The following is a 17,763-nucleotide window of genomic DNA, read 5'->3' on the forward strand; positions in this document are numbered from 1 at the left end:
AAATAAATTAATGTCAATATATTATTGGCCTCATTAGAAAAGTTTTAACTATGCAAATTAATATAAAGCCAATTTTCGCCTCGCCTATAGTTACGGTAGTACACCCAGATAGCTCTAATTTAAATGCTGCGCTCAAGCAACTAATAAATGAAAAAGTTGAAAATAATCAAACCAACTCTACGCCAGCTCCAACTCTTCGAGTAAATATTTTTGACTCTGAAATGGATTTATTTGAATGGCCAGATGAGTGCGTACAAACGTTAAAAAGCTTTACGTTCAATGTATTAAAAAATATTGTATGTAAGCTCAATAATTACTCACCCTCTGTGTTAGACAAGTACTCAATTAGAAATGATGCGTGGTTTCATGTAACTAGTGACTCTGGATATATCTCATCTCATGTTCACTCAATGGCTTCATGGTCTGGTGTTTACTATATCGATGACGGACAACCTGATAGTGATCGACCAGATAATGGGGTTATTCGTTTTCTAGATACAAGACCCGGCGCTAATATGTTTCTCGATAAAGGCAACTTTAACATTCAGCAACCATTTAATTCTGGTTCGTTTAATATAGTGCCTATGCCGGGGCTATTAGTCCTTTTCCCTTCTTATCTTGCGCACGAAGTAACGCCATTTTTTGGGAAAGGTAAGAGGGTTTGTATTGCTTTCAATAGTTGGTTTGTAGACAAGGAAACGGGTGATAATATCGTTGGAGGGAAGTAGAGCAAATCAAAACTCAATATACAGCATTTTAACTGTTATATTTCTTACTGCATAGTAGGTCACTAAAAATGAATTTACTACTGTTTTATATTGTTGATTATTAATTAAAACGATTGTACTTATGCTTAAAATAAGTAATTTTTACAGATTCAGTCAAATCGATGCTACTTGTTGAGTTGTAGCGTAAAAAGCAATAACTTAAATATCTTTTGATATAGGCTGGCTTAATTTACTTTAGCTTTGTTGAAAAATAGTTTTTAGGCTGATAAACGAACCGAATTGAACCTGATAATTAAAAGGAAAACAAAATAAGTCAAGATTGTTCGCTGTAAAAAGCTATATGGATGCGCTAAATGGTTGTTTGCTCAATATTCACTATTAGAGCCGTTTTCAATTATTTTAAAATCGTATATCTAGTGAGCTGATGTTAGTTCATAACAAGAAAATATAGTACATTTCTTTGCTGTGACTAGTTATGGTTAATTTATACCTTCCGAGAAATTCACTTGCCCTAAAATACTAAAACCGAGCTTTTGCCTTGCGTTATGTCGTTAATGGTCTTTGTTATTTTTATAATACTGTAAAGTTGTAACAATTTTTTTTGACTTTTAAGGGGGGGAGGAGGTTTTTTTTCTTTAAGTTGTTGTTTTTTAAGGAAAGGCTCTCTTTCGCCTTTGTCTCTAAGGGGGAAGGTGGCGGGTGGTAGTTTATTGATTTTTATAGTTTTTATATTATCTATTGTAATACTCTCTATAGTTACAAATTGTTTTGTATTTTAATCCCGTTTATTAGCTTTGTTTTGTAACTAATTGAATTTATAAAGTTTATTTTTGTTTTTAGTACATAGTTAATTCTCATGAAAATTTCTTCTGATTCCTTCCTTTTGACTCGTTTACAGAACGGCGTTTAATATCTTGGCAACTTTTAACAAGGTGTTTGTTAAAAAAAATAAAAGGCAAAAATAGCCTTGAAATCAATATATTAAAATAAAAACGAAGTTCATAATTGGGCTCAGGAGTGAATATGTTAAACAGAAGTAAAGCAGCAAAAGCAGTAAGTGTTGCCATGATGGTTGGTGCTGGAGCTACAGCAGTTACTACCTCAGTATATGCAGCTGATGAAGCAGTAAAGAGTGTAGAGCGAATTGAAGTAACGGGTTCGCGTATTAAGCGCGCCGATATGGAAACTGCCAGTCCAGTTACTGTTATTGATGCGTCAGCTATCTTAGCCACTGGTGCTACGTCAATCGATGGTGTTTTACAAAGCATGACTGCTGCTGGTGGTGCAATGACAAACCCGGGCATTAATAACGGCTCAGGCGGTAACGCGCGTGTTAATTTGCGTGGCCTAGGTGCATCTCGTACCTTAGTGCTTGTAAATGGCCGCCGAATGATTGCTTCTGGTACTGGTGCTGCTTCTTCAGTTGATTTAAATACCATTCCTGTTTCTATGATCCAACGTATCGAAGTGCTTAAAGACGGTGCTTCTGCGGTATATGGTACGGATGCTGTTGCGGGGGTTGTCAACGTTATTTTGAAACGCGACTACGAAGGTTTTGAAATGAATATTCAAACGGGTATGTCTGGTCAAGGCGATGCCGATGAATCAAGTTTTGACTTTACCTTAGGCGGCTCATCTGACAAAGGAAATATCGTAGTTGGTGTACAATACACCGACCGTGGTGAAGCGAGCCAGGCAGATCGTGACTTCTCGAAATGTCCTATCGCTGAAGGCAGTGATGGTCTTTATTGTGCAGGTAGTGTTTACGCTGAAGGTGGTCATATTTGGGGTAATAGCCATCACGGTATTGTAAAAAGCGGTACTGATGCTGACGGTAATGCAACATATGCGATTGGTGATAGTGGTCAATATGGCTCTTACGTAGCAAAAACGGATGATGCAGGTGATGTCGTTTTGGACGATGATGGCATGCAAATTCCTGTTTTCAAATATCACGAAGGTATGTCTGAGGCGGACTTAAGTGGCCGTGGCGGCGAATATCATGACTTTGCTTACTCAGGTGATAATAACGATCGTTTCAACTATTCGAAAGATAGTTATCTATTCACACCAATGCAACGTCTTAACTTAACCGTTAACGGTACATATGAACTATCAGATGACCTAATGTTTTTTGCTGAAGCAATGTACACTAAACGTTGGTCTGAGCAGCAAATGGCACCGCAGCCTATTTGGAATAAAGAAGCTTGGGTATATGATTCATCTTGGATGAACCCATCATTATTAGCCAATGGTGTTCAAGAGGGCGAAGCACTAGATTACGGTCGTCGTATGTCTGATACCGGCACACGTGACTTCTCACAGGTTGTTGATACCGTTCGTATTGTTCTAGGTCTAGAAGGTGAGTTAGAAAATGGTTTTGCATGGGATATGTCATACAACAAGGGTCGTAACGATTCTGTAGATAAGCTTTCAAATTTGCATAACATTGGCGCAATCAACGATGCTGTACAAAATAAAGAGTTTGACCCGTTTACACAATCTTCTTGGACAGGAGATTCAATAGCTCCATATATTTACACCGAGTTAAACTCTGGTGGTAGTGAAATGGATATATTTGCGGCTTCATTGTCAGGTGAACTATTGGAAGTGCCAGCTGGTGTTATTGGCTTTGCTGCAGGTTATGAACACCGTTTAGAGTCGGCATATTTCACGCCAGATTCATTAACTGCTCAAGGTATGGCAAATGATCCTCGCGTTGAACCTACGTCAGGTTCATTTAATGTAAATGAAGCTTATTTAGAATTAGCAATACCTTTACTAGAAGATTTGCCATTTGCTGAACATGTTGAACTAAGCGCCGCTATGCGTTACTTCGATTACAGTACATTTGGTGATGATAATACCTGGAAGTTAGGTCTTACCTGGAAAATGAATGACCAAGTCATGCTACGCGGTGTGGCTTCAACAGCCTTTAGAGCACCAACAGTTGATGAGTTGTTTGGTGGCGAATCTCCATCGTTTAACCAAATAACACACCCTGCATCATCTCATTCACAAGCAGAAGTGACGGTAGGTGGTAACGAACTTCTAACTCCTGAAGAAGCTGATATCATGACTTTAGGTGTTGTTTTAGAACCAGAGTTTATCCCTGGACTATCATTAACCGTTGATTATTATGATATAGAAATTACTAATGCAATTGGCTCAGTTGATAACAACTATATTGCAAACCTTTGTATGGATGCCGACGGTAACAAGATTAATTCAAACTCTGCTGTATGTCAGTCAGCAAATATTTCAATTGATGGCACCGGCCGTATTTCATTTAATAATGGCTTGCAGAATATTGGTGGCCAATCAACGGCGGGTTATGATATTAATGCGACATATGTGTTTGAAACAGCGAACTTAGACTGGCGCGTTAGCTTAGATACATCAATCTTAGATCATTACCAAGAATCAGATCAAGACGGCAATATTATTGAGTATACTGGCTTTGTTACATCTGGCAGTGGTGCTTATGCTGATGTTAAGTCAAACCTAACGATTAATGTTAAAGGTGAAAGCTGGGAAGCAACCTATGAAGGTCGTTATATTGACGGCATGGACTCACTATCTTGTGACGAAGAACCGTCGGCTTGTTATGCACCAACAGTAGGCTCAGTGGTTTATCATGACCTTTCCGGAGCTTATTTCTACAGTGAAAGTATTACATTTTCAGGTGGTGTAAACAACATATTTGATAAGCAACCTCCATACTACTCTGGAAATAATGACTCAAATACAGACCCTTACACATATGATGTTTTAGGTCGTTACTTCTTCGTAAAAGCTAACGTTAAGTTTTAATCGTTAAGTCTAAATTAGAAAAATCAAAGCCAGTCTATCGACTGGCTTTTTGTTTTTTAATGCCATTAGTAATAACAAGTTATTTGCTTTATAAGTTTAAGGGCAAATAGTATTTTCAATTCATTTTAGATATAGCAGTGGATATAATTTCTATATTGCCTACAAAGCCATCAATTAATATTTTTTATTTGTATAAATTGTAAATATTATTGACTTACTACGAAAGAGTTAGTAAAACATACTTAGCATATATTTTTACAATTAAGAGGAATGTTTGTAATAGCGAAAATTAACGATAATATTTATTTTTAACTGAATATTGTGTTTAATTCTCGTTACAAAAAAGTTTATTTACCTATATATGGGTTAAATAGGCTGTCTTTTTAATGTACCTAGTTGACAGCATGGCTGTCGTCTGGGAATATTGCATGGTTTTATTCTAGAGAAATTAAAACTTAAAATGGCAGATTATTAAATTTGCGTTAACAATAAGCTTGTTATCAAAATTCAATAGCAATTGGTTGGGAACTATGTCCAAATTAAGCAAGAAAAGCCTTATCGCATCGACGATTATTGGCGCACTAGCATTCTCAGCGAGTAATATCGCTGCAGCAGATGCTTTAACAGATCTACAAAAAGCAGAAGCTCAAATTTTTAAAGCTTCAAGCAAATCACAAAGTAAAATCGACAACATTTATGAGCAAACTCAAGAGCTTTTAGCTGAGTATCGTAACACTGTTGATGAAGCTGACGTTTTAAAAGGCTACAATGATCACGTACAACTTATGGTTGATGATCAAAAAGCCAACATCAAATCATTAGAAGATCAGATTGCTGGTATCGATAAAACCAAGCAAGGTGTTGTACCATTAATGTACAAAATGATTGATACTTTAGAAAAGTTTGTTGACCTTGATGTTCCTATGAACATTGATGCGCGTAAAGAGCGTATTGCTGCTCTACGTACTGTAATGGGCGATTCAGATGTATCTGTTTCTGAGCAATTTCGTTTAGTACTTGAAGCTTATGAAATTGAAGCTAATTACGGCACTATTTTCGGTGTGTATCAAGGTGAGCTTGACTTAGGTGATCGTATGATCACTGCTGACTTTGTTCACATGGGACGTATTTCATTTGTTGCGCAATCGCTTGATATGAAGAATGCATGGGTTTGGAACAATGAAAACCGTGCATGGGACGCATTAGGTGATGAGTACTTGAAGCCTGTTACTGATGCTGTTCGCATGGCTCGTAAACAGTTACCACTTGACCTAGCTAAACTTCCAATATTTGCAGCAGGAGCAAAATAATGAAAAAAGTTATTAATTTTGTACTACTTGCTGCTTCAATGTCAGTAGCAACTTCAGCTTCGGCGAATCAATTAGATGACTTGTTAAAGCAAGTTAAAGCTGATCGCATTTCTGAAGCAAAGCTTGATAAACAACGTGAAGCTGAATTTATGTCTGCACGTTCAGACAAACAAGCTTTATTAAACAAAGCTAAAAAGGAACTTGCGAATCAACAAGCGCGCAATACGCGTTTAACGAAAGAATACGCAGATAATGAAATTACTTTAGCGCAAAAAGCTGTAGAGCTTGACAATGCTAAAGGCACATTAGGCGAAATGTTCGGTGTAAGTCGTGCTGCTGCTGCCAATGCTTACGGTACAATTGCTACATCAATTGTTTCTGCTGAATACCCAGGTCGTGGTGAAGTATTAGATGTCATTGCTAATTCAAAAGCTATCCCTGAACTTGAGCAACTTGAAGAATTATGGTTTGCATTGCAAACTGAAATGACACAATCAGGTGAAATTTCTAAGTTTACTACTGAAGTGACTAACTTAGATGGTTCAAAATCAACTGAAGAAGTGACTCGTATTGGTACTTTTAACTTAGTATCTGCGAACGGCTACTTGAACTACAACGATGAAGTGGGTCAAGTTCAGCCATTAGCTAAACAACCAGCAGGTTACATTGCTGGTACTGCCTCGTCATTCTTTGGTGAAACTGCTGGTTACTCTCCTTTATACGTTGACCCTTCACGTGGTGCTATCTTAACGCTTGAAACACGTAAGAAAACTTTAATGGAATTCTACCATGAAGGTAAAGACGTTGGTTATGCAATTACAGTTCTTCTAATCATTGGTTTAATCATCGCAATCGAGCGTATGATTGTTCTTAGTGCTATGAGTGCAAAAATTCGCTCTCAAGAGAAAAATCTTGACCAACCAAATGAAAACAACCCACTTGGCCGTTTATTAAAAGTTTACTTTGATAACAAGTCAGTTGATGCTGAAACGCTTGAACTTAAGCTTGATGAAGCAATTCTACGTGAAACGCCAAAAGTTGACCGTGGCATTAACTTAATCAAGATGTTCGCAGCTATTGCACCGCTAATGGGTCTATTAGGTACGGTTATCGGTATGATCATGACCTTCCAAACAATTACATTATTTGGTACAGGCGATCCGAAAATTATGGCGGGTAACATCTCATTAGCACTTGTTACAACTGCTTTAGGCCTAATTTGTGCATTACCACTTATCTTAGTACACAGTATTGTTGCAAGTAAGAGTAAATCAGTACTACAAAAACTAGACGAGCAAAGCGCTGGCTTAATCGCTGCGATTGCAGAGAAGGAGTCTAAATAATGTTATTCCTGATAGAGCTTTGGGAATCTGTCAGGAGTTTTATTGCGACTGGCGGTGACGTATTGTACGTTGTTGCCTTCGCACTCTTATTGATGTGGATTATGATGATAGAACGTTATTGGTTCTTATCTAAAGTCTATCCAAAAATGAAAGACGATATTGTCGGACGTTGGGATGCACGAGAAGATACTACTTCTTGGTATGCACATCGAATTAGAGATACTTGGATCTCCGAAGCGACAGAACTACTAGAGCAGCGTATGCTCACAATTAGAACCTTAGTGGCAATGTGTCCACTTATTGGACTACTTGGAACCGTAACCGGCATGATCGGTGTGTTTGAAGTTATGGCACAACAAGGTACAGGTAATCCGCGTCTGATGGCGTCTGGTATATCAATGGCAACAATCCCGACTATGGCGGGTATGGTTGCAGCATTATCAGGGGTGTTTTTCAGTTCAAGGTTAGACGCTAAAGTTAAACTAGCAAAGGCTAAACTGGTTGACAGTTTACCTCATCACTAGAGAGATATTCGAATGGCACGTAAACGTATTCGTGAAGACGAAGAAGCAGCAATTGATATGACACCGATGCTAGACATTGTATTCATAATGTTGATTTTCTTCATCGTAACTACTTCTTTTGTTAAAGAAGCTGGTATTGAAGTTAATAAGCCAAAAGCGGCAAATCAATCTAAACAGAAATCAGCAAACATCTTTATTGCAGTTAAAGATTCAGGTGAAATTTGGTTGGATAAGCGTCGTGTAGATGTTGAACGCGTAGCAGCAAACATCGAAAAACTATTGGCTGAGCAACCAACTGATGTTGTAATCATTCAAGCTGACAAAGACGCAAAACATGGCGTTGTTGTTAAAGTAATGGATGCAATTAAAGAAGCGGGCATAGACAGAATTTCTATTGCTGCAGCTAAGGGGTAGTTTATGGTTCGCTTTTTAGTATCTATACTACTAGGCGCGGCAATAACTTTTGCGTTGTTTTCTTTTATGGCATTTCTTGTCTCTAGCGGTGATAGAGTTAAAGAAGAGCAATTAGAAAATATTATTGTTGAAGTTAATACGACGCCACCTAAGTCGCAGGCAGAGAGGCGCCAACGTGTGCCACCTCCGCCGCCGCCGCCGCCAAAAACACCACCTAAGCCTCAAGCTCCTGAGCCTGAAGCAAATAATAATTCTGGTGGCTTAACATTTAATATGCCTGGCGTGCAATTAGCAGGCGCTAATGCTGGTATATCAGCTCCAGGTGCTGGTTTTGGTCGTGACGGTGATGCAACACCAATTGTACGTATTGAACCTAAATACCCTGTACAAGCTGCTCGTGATGGTAAAGAAGGTTGGGTTAAACTTTCATTTACTATTAACGAGATTGGCGGTGTAGAAGATGTACAGGTTATTGAGGCACAGCCTAAGCGTATTTTTGATAAAGAAGCTAGGCGTGCGCTACGTAAGTGGAAGTACAAGCCAAAAGTTGTTGATGGTAAGGCTATGAAACAACCTGGTTTAACTGTCCAGCTTGACTTTAAAATGAACTCGGAGAATTAATTATGAATAAGATATTTTCATCTTTACTGTTAATTGTTTCAGTTGTTTTAATTCAGTTACCTATAGCTACAGATGTTTTTGCAGCTGGTGCTGAAAAGTCGGAAAAGCCAAAACGTAAAGTTCAATTGATGGGACAGAGCGTTGGTAAGAAAGTAGGTAAAGCTTTTGAGTTATATACTGCCGATGACATTCCTGGTGCGCTCGCTCTTCTTTTGGATATTAATCCAAGTAAAGAATATGATAAGGCAATTGTAGCTCGCTATATTGCGGTAATGTATGCACAAATGGGTAATGAAGAAGCGAAAGCTATTCAATATCTCAAGGCAGCAGTTGGACCAGATATTCTAAATGAGCAAGATCATGATCAGGCATTAAAGCTTTTAGCCGATTTACAAATGCAAACCAAAGATTATGAAGGTGCTTTAGTTAATTATAAAGCCTGGATGGATTTTACTGGTAAATCTGATGGTGATACTTGGACTAAAATTGCTAATGCACATTATGCCTTGAAACAACTAGATAAAATAATTGTTCCTGCAGATAATGCTATTGCTTCTTATGGAGACAAGCAAAATAAAAATCCTTATATTTTAAAAGTTACGTCATATTACGAACAAAAGAAATATAAAGACGCCGTTAAAACGTTAGAAACTGTAATTCAGATTTTCCCTGAAGATAAAACTTGGTGGACTCAATTAGGCATGTTTTATTTGCTTGTTGAAGACTATAAAAAAGGTTTAGCGACGCTAGATCTAGCTTATAAACAAGGTTTTCTTGAGAAAGAATCTGAAATTAAGACACTAGCTAGCTTATATTCACAAAATGAAGTGCCATATAAAGCTGCGTTACTGCTTGAAAAGCATATTGATTCGGGTTTAGTAAAACGTGATGATAAAAACGTGTTTTCTTTAGCGAATGCGTGGCATGCTGCTCAGCATATAGATAAGGCGGCTAAGTATTATGGTGAGTTAGCTAAAATGACTAACCTTGCTAAGCATTACAGCAAACAAGGTATGTTATTAAAGCAAGATGAACAATTTAAACCTGCAATTGTTGCATTAAATAAAGCGCTAGAGCTTGGTGTAAAAGATAAAGGTAAACTGCATATGAGTATTGCAGAAGCACACTTTTATTTAGAGCAGTACAAGCAAGCCTATAAAGCTATTAACTTAGCGATGAAAGACCCTAAAACGCGTAAAGCGGCAAAGGGTTGGGTAAGCTTTATTAAAGATACTGCACAACGCAAAAAAGTTTCTATCTAATAAACTTAGGTATTAATTTAAAAAACCAGCCTTATGGCTGGTTTTTTTATGCTTAAAGTAAACTATGTGGCTTTATGGTTTTTCTTGAAGTTTAGCCATTTGCCAGAAATGAAAATATTGATCTAGATCAAAAAAAAGCTGTTCAAGTTAGAGTTTTTAGTCTACAATCCGCGCCGTTTATTTATTGTAGGAATATTGCTCATGTCTCAAGAAAATTTTAAAGATAGCTCGTCAAAACGTCATTTATTCGCCGCAGTTTTAGCTATGTTCGCCGCACCTTTATTGCCAATGTTAGCCGGTTGGTTTACAGTACTGGCAAACTAGTATTAAGGCAGTACTTCTTCAAGATGCGCATTCTTATTGTTGACGATAAACAGCATATATTAGATAGTTTAAGTGTTCTTTTAGTTGCTAATGGTTATCAAATTGATACGGCTTGCAATGGTCTTGACGCATCTGAAAAGTGCCAAACAAGTCACTATGATATGCTTATAGTTGATCACTTAATGCCTATTATGAATGGCATTCAATTAATTAAAAAACTTCGCCAAACTGAGCTTTATAGCCAAATCCCGATTGTTTTTATGACAACGCAAGGGTGCAGTTCGGTACAAGTGGAATTTGAAAGTGGTTTGTTTTCAGATGTTATTGATAAACCTATCAACGAAGATAAACTACTTAATTTGATTGTAAGCTATCAAAAGTCAAATACTCGCTGTCAGTCACTATAAATTTGCGCTAAATTGCTTTATTCTGTAGCTAAAATTTATTTTAACTTTTAGCACATGACAGAATCACAAATTAATACCCTTAAATCAGCTATTCATACTATTCCAGATTATCCAAAAACCGGCATTTTATTTAGAGATGTAACCGGCATATTAGATGATGCCGAAGCCTTTAAACTTAGCATAGAAATTTTAGCTGATAAGTTTAAAGCTGGTGGTTATACTAAAATCGTTGGTACCGAGGCTCGAGGCTTTTTATTTGGCGCACCGTTAGCTCTTGCAATGGGAGTAGGCTTTGTACCTGTACGTAAGCCTGGCAAGTTACCACGCGCTACTTATGCTCAAGATTATCAGCTTGAATACGGACAAGATACCTTAGAAATACATCAAGACGCTTTAAACGCTGACGATAAAGTTTTAATTATCGACGATCTCCTCGCTACAGGTGGCACAATAGAGGCTACTACTAAGTTAATCCGACGTTTAGGTGCAACAGTTACTGATGCCGCATTTATTATCTCACTACCTGACTTAGGTGGAGAAACTAAGTTGGCCGCTATGGATTTATCGGTATTTTCATTATTGCAATACGCTGGCGACTAAGGCAAAAAAATGAGTTATCAGGTTTTAGCAAGAAAATGGCGTCCCAAGTCTTTTAACGAATTAATGGGTCAAGAGCATGTAGTTACTGTATTAGTTAATGCCTTAACACAACAAAGACTGCATCATGCGTACTTATTCACAGGTACTCGTGGTGTTGGAAAAACCACCATAGCCAGAATTTTTGCGAAAAGCCTGAACTGCTTACAAGGTATTACAGCCAACCCATGTGGCACTTGCGATGCCTGTATTGATATTGATCAGGGGAAGTTTGTTGATTTGTTGGAAATTGATGCGGCATCACGAACTAAAGTCGATGATACCCGTGAAATATTGGATAACGTTCAATATGCACCAACGAGAGGTCGCTACAAAGTTTATCTGATTGATGAAGTACATATGCTTTCTCGCAGCAGTTTCAATGCGCTACTTAAAACACTGGAAGAGCCGCCAGAGCACGTCAAATTCATCTTGGCGACAACTGACCCACAAAAATTACCGGTTACGGTTCTATCGCGTTGCTTGCAATTTCATTTAAAAGCGCTAACTGTAAAGCAAATTAGTGAGAAAATTAGTGAAATATTAGCTAATGAATCTGTGGCATTTGATGATGATGCCATTGCACTATTAGCGAAAGCGGCAAGAGGCAGTATGCGCGACTGCCTTAGCTTAACAGATCAAAGTATTGCTCAAGGAAATGGAGCAATCAACAGAGATGATGTTCAACAAATGTTGGGTGGCGTTGATAGGGACTGGGTCTATAAAATTGTCATTGCTTTATTAAAGCATGACTCTTCTGCGCTAATGAAGCTTTCCCTAGAAATAGCTTCTTATGCGCCAAGTTATAGCCGTTTAACTGCTGAGCTAATTCAATTGTTGCATCAAATTGCCATGGCACAAGTTGTTGATACACATTTTGGCTTAACGGCGGAATATCAAAGCATGCTTAAGCAGTTTTGTCAGTTGATGTCGCCGGAAGATGTGCAACTTTATTATCAAATTGTGCTATCTGCTAGAAAAGACCTGCCTTATGCAGATGATGAACAGGCTGCATTTGATATGATGTTGCTAAGATTATTGGCATTTAAACCCGTTGCCAATAATAATTTGCTTGCGGAAACTCACGAGCAAAAAAGTCGAAGTGATAGTGAGCAAGTTATTGCATTGAACGATATTCAATTTCCTAAAAATAATGTTGCTAGCAAAGGAGAATCGCTAGATCTAGAAGCGACTAAGATAGAGCTTGTCGGAGCTGACAATAATGAAACAGAAGCGTTAACAAATCAGCAACAAGTGCCTGGAATTCAAGAAAATACTATTGATGAAAGTTTAAGCACTGAAAACAGCATAAAAGGCAGTAAATCAATAGACGCATTAAATGACGAGATGCACTCTATTGAACAGCAAGCTGAAGCCTTGTTTACTAGTAAAGAAAAATCATTTGATATGTCAGTAACCAGAGATAATGCTTCTGTAGATGAAAGTGAAGATAAAGCCTTGGGTGAGGCTGATAGCGCTAATCATGTAAGCAATGAAGCATCGTCAGAAACAACTGAGCAGAAAATATCTTCGTTTGAATCGCCTGTTGCAGCGGCTATTGCGACAAGAAACATGCTAAGAAGTCGTAAAAAATCCTTGGAGGATGGCGAAAAAAAGCCTAGAGACGCAGGTTTGCGTCAAGTCTTAAATTCAGCAGATAAAGATGAACAAGAAAGTGCTGATAATGTAATTACAGCACAGCATAATAAAGTCGAGGTTCCTGATTTAGCAACTTTGCCAGAGCAGCCATATAACGAAGAAATTATAGATCCAGCAACCATTAAAAAGGCTAATCAAGTTGATAAATGGGCGCATATGATAGATAGCATGTCGTTGATTGCACGATTACGTCAGCTAGCTATACATGCAACAATAGATAACAACTCAACCGATGAACTATTAATCTTACAGCTAGATCAATCGATTAAGCACCTAAATAGTGATGCGGCACATAAGCAATTAGAGCAACGCATTTCAGAATACTTGCAAAGAAAAGTTACTGTTGAACTCAATATTGTGGAAAAAACGGTTGCTGATCCGTATCAAATTCAATCTGATATTAATAACAAGCGTTATGAGTATGCAAAGCAAGTTTTGGCTGAAGATGACGTCGTTATCGCTTTGCAGCAACATTTTCAAGCTGAGCTTGATCAAGAAACTATTGTAGCGCGTTAAACGTTACTTGAATTTTAAGCCGTTACCAACTATCTTTGGCGGCATATTACTTTTGGAGTTAGAATTATGATGAAAGGTGGCATGGGCAATTTAATGAAGCAAGCCCAACAAATGCAGGCTAAAATGGCGAAAGCTCAAGAAGAGCTTGCTAATATGGAAGTAACAGGTGAGTCTGGTGCTGGTATGGTTAAAGTCACAATGACAGGTAACCATAATATTCGTCGAGTTGAAATTGATGATAGCCTTATGGAAGACGACAAAGACATGCTAGAAGATTTAGTTGCAGCAGCAATGAATGATGCAGTGCGTCGTGTAGAAGAACAGAACAAAGAAAAAATGGGTGCGTTAACTGGTGGTATGCAAATGCCTCCAGGTATGAAAATGCCATTTTAAATTTCAGCTAAATATTATAAAACCCAGTTTATCTGGGTTTTTTATTGTCTAATATTTAATAGTATGTGACTTTAAGCGCTCAGTTGTTAAGTTTAATGATAATGGTTGTTAACATGAAAGCAAAATTACACTATGTGTATGACCCTATGTGCAGTTGGTGTTGGGGTTATGCGCCAACTTGGAAGAAGCTTAAGGCCGAGTTGGCTGAACATATTTATATTCAATACTGTCTTGGTGGCTTGGCTAAAGACTCAGATCTGGAGATGCCAAGTGATATGCAAGAGTTTTTACAAAATACCTGGAAAAAAATTTCCTTGCAGTTAGGTACTGAGTTTAATTTTAACTTTTGGAAGCATTGTAAGCCAAGGCGATCTACCTATCCCGCATGTCGTGCTGCCTTTGTTGCACGTCAATACCAAAAAGAAAGTGAAATGTTAACGGCAATTCAGCATGCTTATTACTTACATGCTAAGAATCCTTCAAATATTGATACTTTGTTAGAGATTGCCGAAAAAATTGGCCTTGAGCAGCATGAATTTACTGAGCATATGCAAAGTAAACATATTCAACACCAATTAATGGCTGAAATTAATAAGGCCAGAGCTATGCCTATAAGAGGTTTCCCTTCTTTAGTTCTTGAACATGATAGCCAATTTACAACAATCTCTATTGACTACAAAAACTGGCAAACAACCTTTAATACCATAATAAAAAAAATTCAACACAGCCGATAATAATACAAATTGTTGAGCTAGCTATAGCAAATAACCTGAAAACGCTAGCATTTGTCGAAAACTCTTAATGTTTTATAGTATGATTAGCCAATAAATGAGACGAACTTTACGAGATAGAAGTAAAGCGCTTAGCAAAAGGTTAACTATGACATACGCAGCAATTACAGGTTGGGGAAAATGCTTACCACCAGCAACACTAACGAATGATGACTTAGCAACATTCCTTGAAACAGACGATGAATGGATTACAACCCGAACCGGCATGAAAGAAAGGCGTATTTCTCATGTGTCGGTTAGTGAGCTAGCATATGTTGCATGTGCTAGAGCGTTAGCGGCGGCTGGGAAAAAAGCTGAAGATGTTGATCTAATCGTATTTGGTAGTACTACCTTTGATGAGCTCTGTCCTAATGCTGCTTCAAACGTACAGCGTTTATTAGGGGCTGAAAATGCTGCCTGTATGGATGTAAGTACCGCATGTACCGGTGGCATGTACAGTTTGAGTGTCGCCACTTCTATGATTAAGAGTGGAGTGGCTAAATCGGCTTTGGTCATCGGTGCGGAAACTATCTCTCCAATTATGGATTGGCAAAATCGTGATGTTGCCGTTTTGTTTGGTGATGGTGCTGCAGCTTTGTATTTAGAGCAAAGTGATGAAGAGTCAGGTGTTATTGCTGAAGCTTTAGGGTGTTATGGTGAGTCACGCGATATCTTGTCAGTTGAAGGGTGGGGCATGAAATACGCCAATAAAGGTCGAGTTTTAGGGCAAAGTAACTGGGCATTTTTAGGTCAAGAAATCTTTAAAAAAGCTGTTGCAGGTATGGCACAAGCTTGCGATAAGGCACTGGCTAAGGCTAATCTAGATGCAGAACAGGTGAGCAGCGTGGTGCCACATCAAGCTAACTTACGTATTATTGATACCTTAGTAAAGCGTCTTAAAATGGATAAAAACCGAGTGTTTGTCAATATTCATAAGTATGGCAACATGTCTGCGGCAACAACATTAGTTGCTTTTGTTGAAGCAATAGAAGAAAGCTTTATTGCTAAAAATTCTTATGTATTGTTACCTGCTTTTGGTGGTGGACTAACATGGAGTGCACATGTTGTGAAATGGGGAACTAGAACCCATGCATTGGCAACAACCGATGTAGAATTGCCTCGTTGTGAAAAATCAGGACTAGAGTTGGTTACCGATATTATCAATGCCAAGAAAAACTTGGTCAACTAATTAAAACACAAAGTTAATTTTAAATTTCAGGCTAATCAGTTCAGTGTTAGTCTGTTTATCTATTTGAATGCAAGGAAAACTATGCGATTTTTATCTCGTCGTTTAATTCTACCGAATGACTTAAATTATGCTAATTCTTTATTTGGTGGTAGAGCGCTAGCTTGGATTGATGAAGAAGCTGCGATATATGCAATTTGCCAGCTTGAAACAAAGAGCTTAGTGACCAAGCATATCGGTGCAATTAACTTTGAATCGCCAGCTCAACAAGGTGATGTTGTAGAGTTTGGCTTATCGACAAAAGCTGTTGGGCGAAGCTCGATTACGATAACCTGTTTAATGAGAAATAAAGTGACCAAGAAAACGATTTGTTTAGCTGACGATATTGTTTTTGTGCAAGTAGATCCTGAAACCAAACAGCCTATACCACATGGAAAAACCTTAGCTTCTTTAACCGATCCTTTTGAAGAGTAACTGATGAAGGACTATTGCCAAGTAATACAATGTAATATTTTTCGAAAAAATATTACATTTGAAAATATTGCTTAGTTAAAACTGAATTAAGGTGCTGAGTAACCTCTATTTTGCGACATTAAAGTGGTAAAAATTTTCTGTTTAAGTCTACGTTTAATTTTTTTGGATAAGCCAAAGCTAAATAGCAATGCAGATAATGTGAAGACCACGGCAATTGTTTTAAAAAGTTTTGCGCCAGAAATCAGCATTAAAATTACCATTAAAATGGTGTAAGCAAAGCCCAATGCTGCAATACACAAAAACAACCCTTGAAGTTCTTTATTCATTCATCGACTCCTTAATTTAGTTCAGCTTAGCAAACCTTTTTGTTGGGCACTAGTACAATATTTTCACTAAGTGTTACTAATTTTTTCATACTAAAAAGTAGAAGAGGATAATTTAGCTTGTAGGTATATTAGGTTGAAAAACGGAGTTATATGGTGCAACTTACGCCATTACCTTGACCATTCACACCAAGCACTTTATTTGCGCCGTCGATCATAAAGGTAAGTTGGCAATAGTTTCCGGCCAATTTATCTGTGCTGCTATGGTGAAATTGAATGACTTTATTGCCATCGTCTAACTTTAAAAAACTCGCTGGAGTGCCGAATTCGGCAATAAGCGCACCTAATGATTCGCCTTGCCATTGTGTGACTTTAGGTTGTGAAGAACACGAACATAATAGAATTAAAGTGATAATACTTACAGCAATGTTTTTCATCGGCACACCTAATAATTTCAAATAATGTAATTGATTATAAAGTGAACAATGTACAAATGTAAATTGTGTGTCTAAATGTAATAGCTAGGAAATATTATGCGGGTGTGCAGTTATATGAACAAGTAGTGGCTAGGTGATTGTTATTAGTCGCTTTCATCGCTTAAAAAATTCTCATAGCCTTTAATTGCAAAGTAGCGAATTGATTTTTTCAATTTGACTCTTTTAGCAATTAGCTGCCCATTTTGAAATATTTTTACAACTTGTTTGTCACCATTTACATCACTTTCAACACTATGAAGAGGGTTGTTTCGCAAGTTATCATACTCAGTTCTCATGATCAGCTTCATGCTAGGCTCGAATTTAAAGTGGTATTAGGTTACAAGTTGTCGATATCTTTTTTAACTTGATAACCTTCATCTGTGACTATTTTCTCTAGCACTTGCACTCGCTCTGTTAACTTTTCAACTTGTTTTTTCATAGCAATTGCTTGCTCGTCACTTTGGCTATTGTGGTTTAACGTGCGCTCTTTGAATTCTAGGTGTTTTTTGTACATATCATACATAACCCCAAAACCCACAGAGATAAAAACGATAGCGACGACCATTGCTGTACCAGACATAAAT

20 protein-coding genes are annotated in these 17,763 nt (G+C 37.7%); 16 read left to right on the forward strand and 4 right to left on the reverse strand.

Annotation, left to right across the window (positions count from 1 at the left end; genetic code table 11):
• The first annotated feature begins 50 nt into the window (after positions 1-50).
• The 16 genes from AC27HL_RS05415 to AC27HL_RS05490 all read left to right on the forward strand — a co-directional run bounded on the left by AC27HL_RS05415 (position 51) and on the right by AC27HL_RS05490 (position 16,380).
• The gene (locus AC27HL_RS05415; protein ID WP_487079560.1) at positions 51-728 is read left to right on the forward strand and encodes a putative 2OG-Fe(II) oxygenase; all 678 of its coding nucleotides are present in this window, start codon (positions 51-53) and stop codon (positions 726-728) included.
• A gap of 1,023 nt (positions 729-1,751) precedes the next feature.
• Positions 1,752-4,541, forward strand: coding sequence for a TonB-dependent receptor (locus AC27HL_RS05420; protein WP_487079562.1), 2,790 nt, complete (start codon positions 1,752-1,754; stop codon positions 4,539-4,541).
• 530 nt (positions 4,542-5,071) lie between these two features.
• Positions 5,072-5,851 carry a DUF3450 domain-containing protein gene (locus AC27HL_RS05425; RefSeq protein WP_487079563.1) on the forward strand — a complete coding sequence of 260 codons (780 nt, stop codon included), beginning with the start codon at positions 5,072-5,074 and terminating at the stop codon, positions 5,849-5,851.
• Complete coding sequence (locus AC27HL_RS05430; RefSeq protein WP_487079565.1) at positions 5,851-7,194, forward strand: MotA/TolQ/ExbB proton channel family protein; 1,344 nt, start codon at positions 5,851-5,853, stop codon at positions 7,192-7,194. The genes AC27HL_RS05425 and AC27HL_RS05430 overlap by 1 nt, the downstream gene beginning before the upstream one ends.
• Positions 7,194-7,718 carry a MotA/TolQ/ExbB proton channel family protein gene (locus AC27HL_RS05435; RefSeq protein ID WP_487079566.1) on the forward strand — a complete coding sequence of 175 codons (525 nt, stop codon included), beginning with the start codon at positions 7,194-7,196 and terminating at the stop codon, positions 7,716-7,718. Before AC27HL_RS05430 ends, AC27HL_RS05435 begins: the two co-directional genes overlap by 1 nt.
• Before the next feature lie 12 nt (positions 7,719-7,730).
• Positions 7,731-8,132, forward strand: a complete 402-nt coding sequence (locus AC27HL_RS05440) for an ExbD/TolR family protein (protein WP_487079568.1) — start codon at positions 7,731-7,733, stop codon at positions 8,130-8,132.
• Positions 8,133-8,135: 3 nt separating this feature from the next.
• Positions 8,136-8,753: an energy transducer TonB gene (locus AC27HL_RS05445; protein ID WP_487079569.1), complete on the forward strand. Its 618-nt coding sequence runs from the start codon at positions 8,136-8,138 to the stop codon at positions 8,751-8,753.
• 2 nt (positions 8,754-8,755) lie between these two features.
• On the forward strand, positions 8,756-10,015 hold the full coding sequence (locus AC27HL_RS05450) for a tetratricopeptide repeat protein (protein ID WP_487079571.1): 1,260 nt from the start codon (positions 8,756-8,758) through the stop codon (positions 10,013-10,015).
• Between the two features lie 201 nt (positions 10,016-10,216).
• Positions 10,217-10,339, forward strand: coding sequence for a hypothetical protein (locus AC27HL_RS05455; protein ID WP_487079572.1), 123 nt, complete (start codon positions 10,217-10,219; stop codon positions 10,337-10,339).
• Between the two features lie 23 nt (positions 10,340-10,362).
• Entirely contained in the window at positions 10,363-10,746 is a 384-nt protein-coding gene (locus AC27HL_RS05460; protein ID WP_487079574.1) for a response regulator, read from the forward strand.
• A 54-nt stretch (positions 10,747-10,800) separates the two neighbouring features.
• Positions 10,801-11,346: an adenine phosphoribosyltransferase gene (gene apt, locus AC27HL_RS05465; RefSeq protein WP_487079576.1), complete on the forward strand. Its 546-nt coding sequence runs from the start codon at positions 10,801-10,803 to the stop codon at positions 11,344-11,346.
• Between the two features lie 9 nt (positions 11,347-11,355).
• On the forward strand, positions 11,356-13,557 hold the full coding sequence (gene dnaX / locus AC27HL_RS05470) for a DNA polymerase III subunit gamma/tau (protein ID WP_487079578.1): 2,202 nt from the start codon (positions 11,356-11,358) through the stop codon (positions 13,555-13,557).
• 63 nt (positions 13,558-13,620) lie between these two features.
• Positions 13,621-13,950, forward strand: a complete 330-nt coding sequence (locus tag AC27HL_RS05475; RefSeq protein ID WP_487079908.1) for a YbaB/EbfC family nucleoid-associated protein — start codon at positions 13,621-13,623, stop codon at positions 13,948-13,950.
• 113 nt (positions 13,951-14,063) lie between these two features.
• Complete coding sequence (locus AC27HL_RS05480; protein WP_487079580.1) at positions 14,064-14,684, forward strand: DsbA family protein; 621 nt, start codon at positions 14,064-14,066, stop codon at positions 14,682-14,684.
• Positions 14,685-14,829: 145 nt separating this feature from the next.
• On the forward strand, positions 14,830-15,909 hold the full coding sequence (locus AC27HL_RS05485; protein ID WP_487079582.1) for a beta-ketoacyl-ACP synthase 3: 1,080 nt from the start codon (positions 14,830-14,832) through the stop codon (positions 15,907-15,909).
• Between the two features lie 81 nt (positions 15,910-15,990).
• Complete coding sequence (locus AC27HL_RS05490; RefSeq protein ID WP_487079584.1) at positions 15,991-16,380, forward strand: acyl-CoA thioesterase; 390 nt, start codon at positions 15,991-15,993, stop codon at positions 16,378-16,380.
• An 86-nt stretch (positions 16,381-16,466) separates the two neighbouring features.
• On the opposite strand, the gene AC27HL_RS05495 is transcribed toward AC27HL_RS05490, so the two are convergent.
• From AC27HL_RS05495 to AC27HL_RS05510, 4 genes are all read right to left on the reverse strand, one after another.
• The gene (locus AC27HL_RS05495) at positions 16,467-16,706 is read right to left on the reverse strand and encodes a hypothetical protein (RefSeq protein ID WP_487079586.1); all 240 of its coding nucleotides are present in this window, start codon (positions 16,704-16,706) and stop codon (positions 16,467-16,469) included.
• A gap of 146 nt (positions 16,707-16,852) precedes the next feature.
• Entirely contained in the window at positions 16,853-17,140 is a 288-nt protein-coding gene (locus tag AC27HL_RS05500; protein WP_487079588.1) for a hypothetical protein, read from the reverse strand.
• Positions 17,141-17,283: 143 nt separating this feature from the next.
• On the reverse strand, positions 17,284-17,475 hold the full coding sequence (locus AC27HL_RS05505; protein ID WP_487079590.1) for a hypothetical protein: 192 nt from the start codon (positions 17,473-17,475) through the stop codon (positions 17,284-17,286).
• Between the two features lie 41 nt (positions 17,476-17,516).
• A complete protein-coding gene (locus AC27HL_RS05510) occupies positions 17,517-17,759 on the reverse strand; it encodes a hypothetical protein (RefSeq protein ID WP_487079592.1) in 243 nt (80 codons plus the stop codon).
• Between the last annotated feature and the right edge of the window lie 4 nt (positions 17,760-17,763).

It is taken from the genome of Colwellia aquaemaris, assembly GCF_057548755.1.

Coding starts and splice junctions, on each gene's coding strand:
- AC27HL_RS05415 (WP_487079560.1), top strand. CDS start 51: ATGCAAATTAATATAAAGCCAATTTTCGCCTCGCCTATAGTTACGGTA.
- AC27HL_RS05420 (WP_487079562.1), top strand. CDS start 1,752: ATGTTAAACAGAAGTAAAGCAGCAAAAGCAGTAAGTGTTGCCATGATG.
- AC27HL_RS05425 (WP_487079563.1), top strand. CDS start 5,072: ATGTCCAAATTAAGCAAGAAAAGCCTTATCGCATCGACGATTATTGGC.
- AC27HL_RS05430 (WP_487079565.1), top strand. CDS start 5,851: ATGAAAAAAGTTATTAATTTTGTACTACTTGCTGCTTCAATGTCAGTA.
- AC27HL_RS05435 (WP_487079566.1), top strand. CDS start 7,194: ATGTTATTCCTGATAGAGCTTTGGGAATCTGTCAGGAGTTTTATTGCG.
- AC27HL_RS05440 (WP_487079568.1), top strand. CDS start 7,731: ATGGCACGTAAACGTATTCGTGAAGACGAAGAAGCAGCAATTGATATG.
- AC27HL_RS05445 (WP_487079569.1), top strand. CDS start 8,136: ATGGTTCGCTTTTTAGTATCTATACTACTAGGCGCGGCAATAACTTTT.
- AC27HL_RS05450 (WP_487079571.1), top strand. CDS start 8,756: ATGAATAAGATATTTTCATCTTTACTGTTAATTGTTTCAGTTGTTTTA.
- AC27HL_RS05455 (WP_487079572.1), top strand. CDS start 10,217: ATGTCTCAAGAAAATTTTAAAGATAGCTCGTCAAAACGTCATTTATTC.
- AC27HL_RS05460 (WP_487079574.1), top strand. CDS start 10,363: ATGCGCATTCTTATTGTTGACGATAAACAGCATATATTAGATAGTTTA.
- apt (WP_487079576.1), top strand. CDS start 10,801: ATGACAGAATCACAAATTAATACCCTTAAATCAGCTATTCATACTATT.
- dnaX (WP_487079578.1), top strand. CDS start 11,356: ATGAGTTATCAGGTTTTAGCAAGAAAATGGCGTCCCAAGTCTTTTAAC.
- AC27HL_RS05480 (WP_487079580.1), top strand. CDS start 14,064: ATGAAAGCAAAATTACACTATGTGTATGACCCTATGTGCAGTTGGTGT.
- AC27HL_RS05485 (WP_487079582.1), top strand. CDS start 14,830: ATGACATACGCAGCAATTACAGGTTGGGGAAAATGCTTACCACCAGCA.
- AC27HL_RS05490 (WP_487079584.1), top strand. CDS start 15,991: ATGCGATTTTTATCTCGTCGTTTAATTCTACCGAATGACTTAAATTAT.
- AC27HL_RS05495 (WP_487079586.1), bottom strand. CDS start 16,706: ATGAATAAAGAACTTCAAGGGTTGTTTTTGTGTATTGCAGCATTGGGC.
- AC27HL_RS05500 (WP_487079588.1), bottom strand. CDS start 17,140: ATGAAAAACATTGCTGTAAGTATTATCACTTTAATTCTATTATGTTCG.
- AC27HL_RS05505 (WP_487079590.1), bottom strand. CDS start 17,475: ATGAGAACTGAGTATGATAACTTGCGAAACAACCCTCTTCATAGTGTT.
- AC27HL_RS05510 (WP_487079592.1), bottom strand. CDS start 17,759: ATGTCTGGTACAGCAATGGTCGTCGCTATCGTTTTTATCTCTGTGGGT.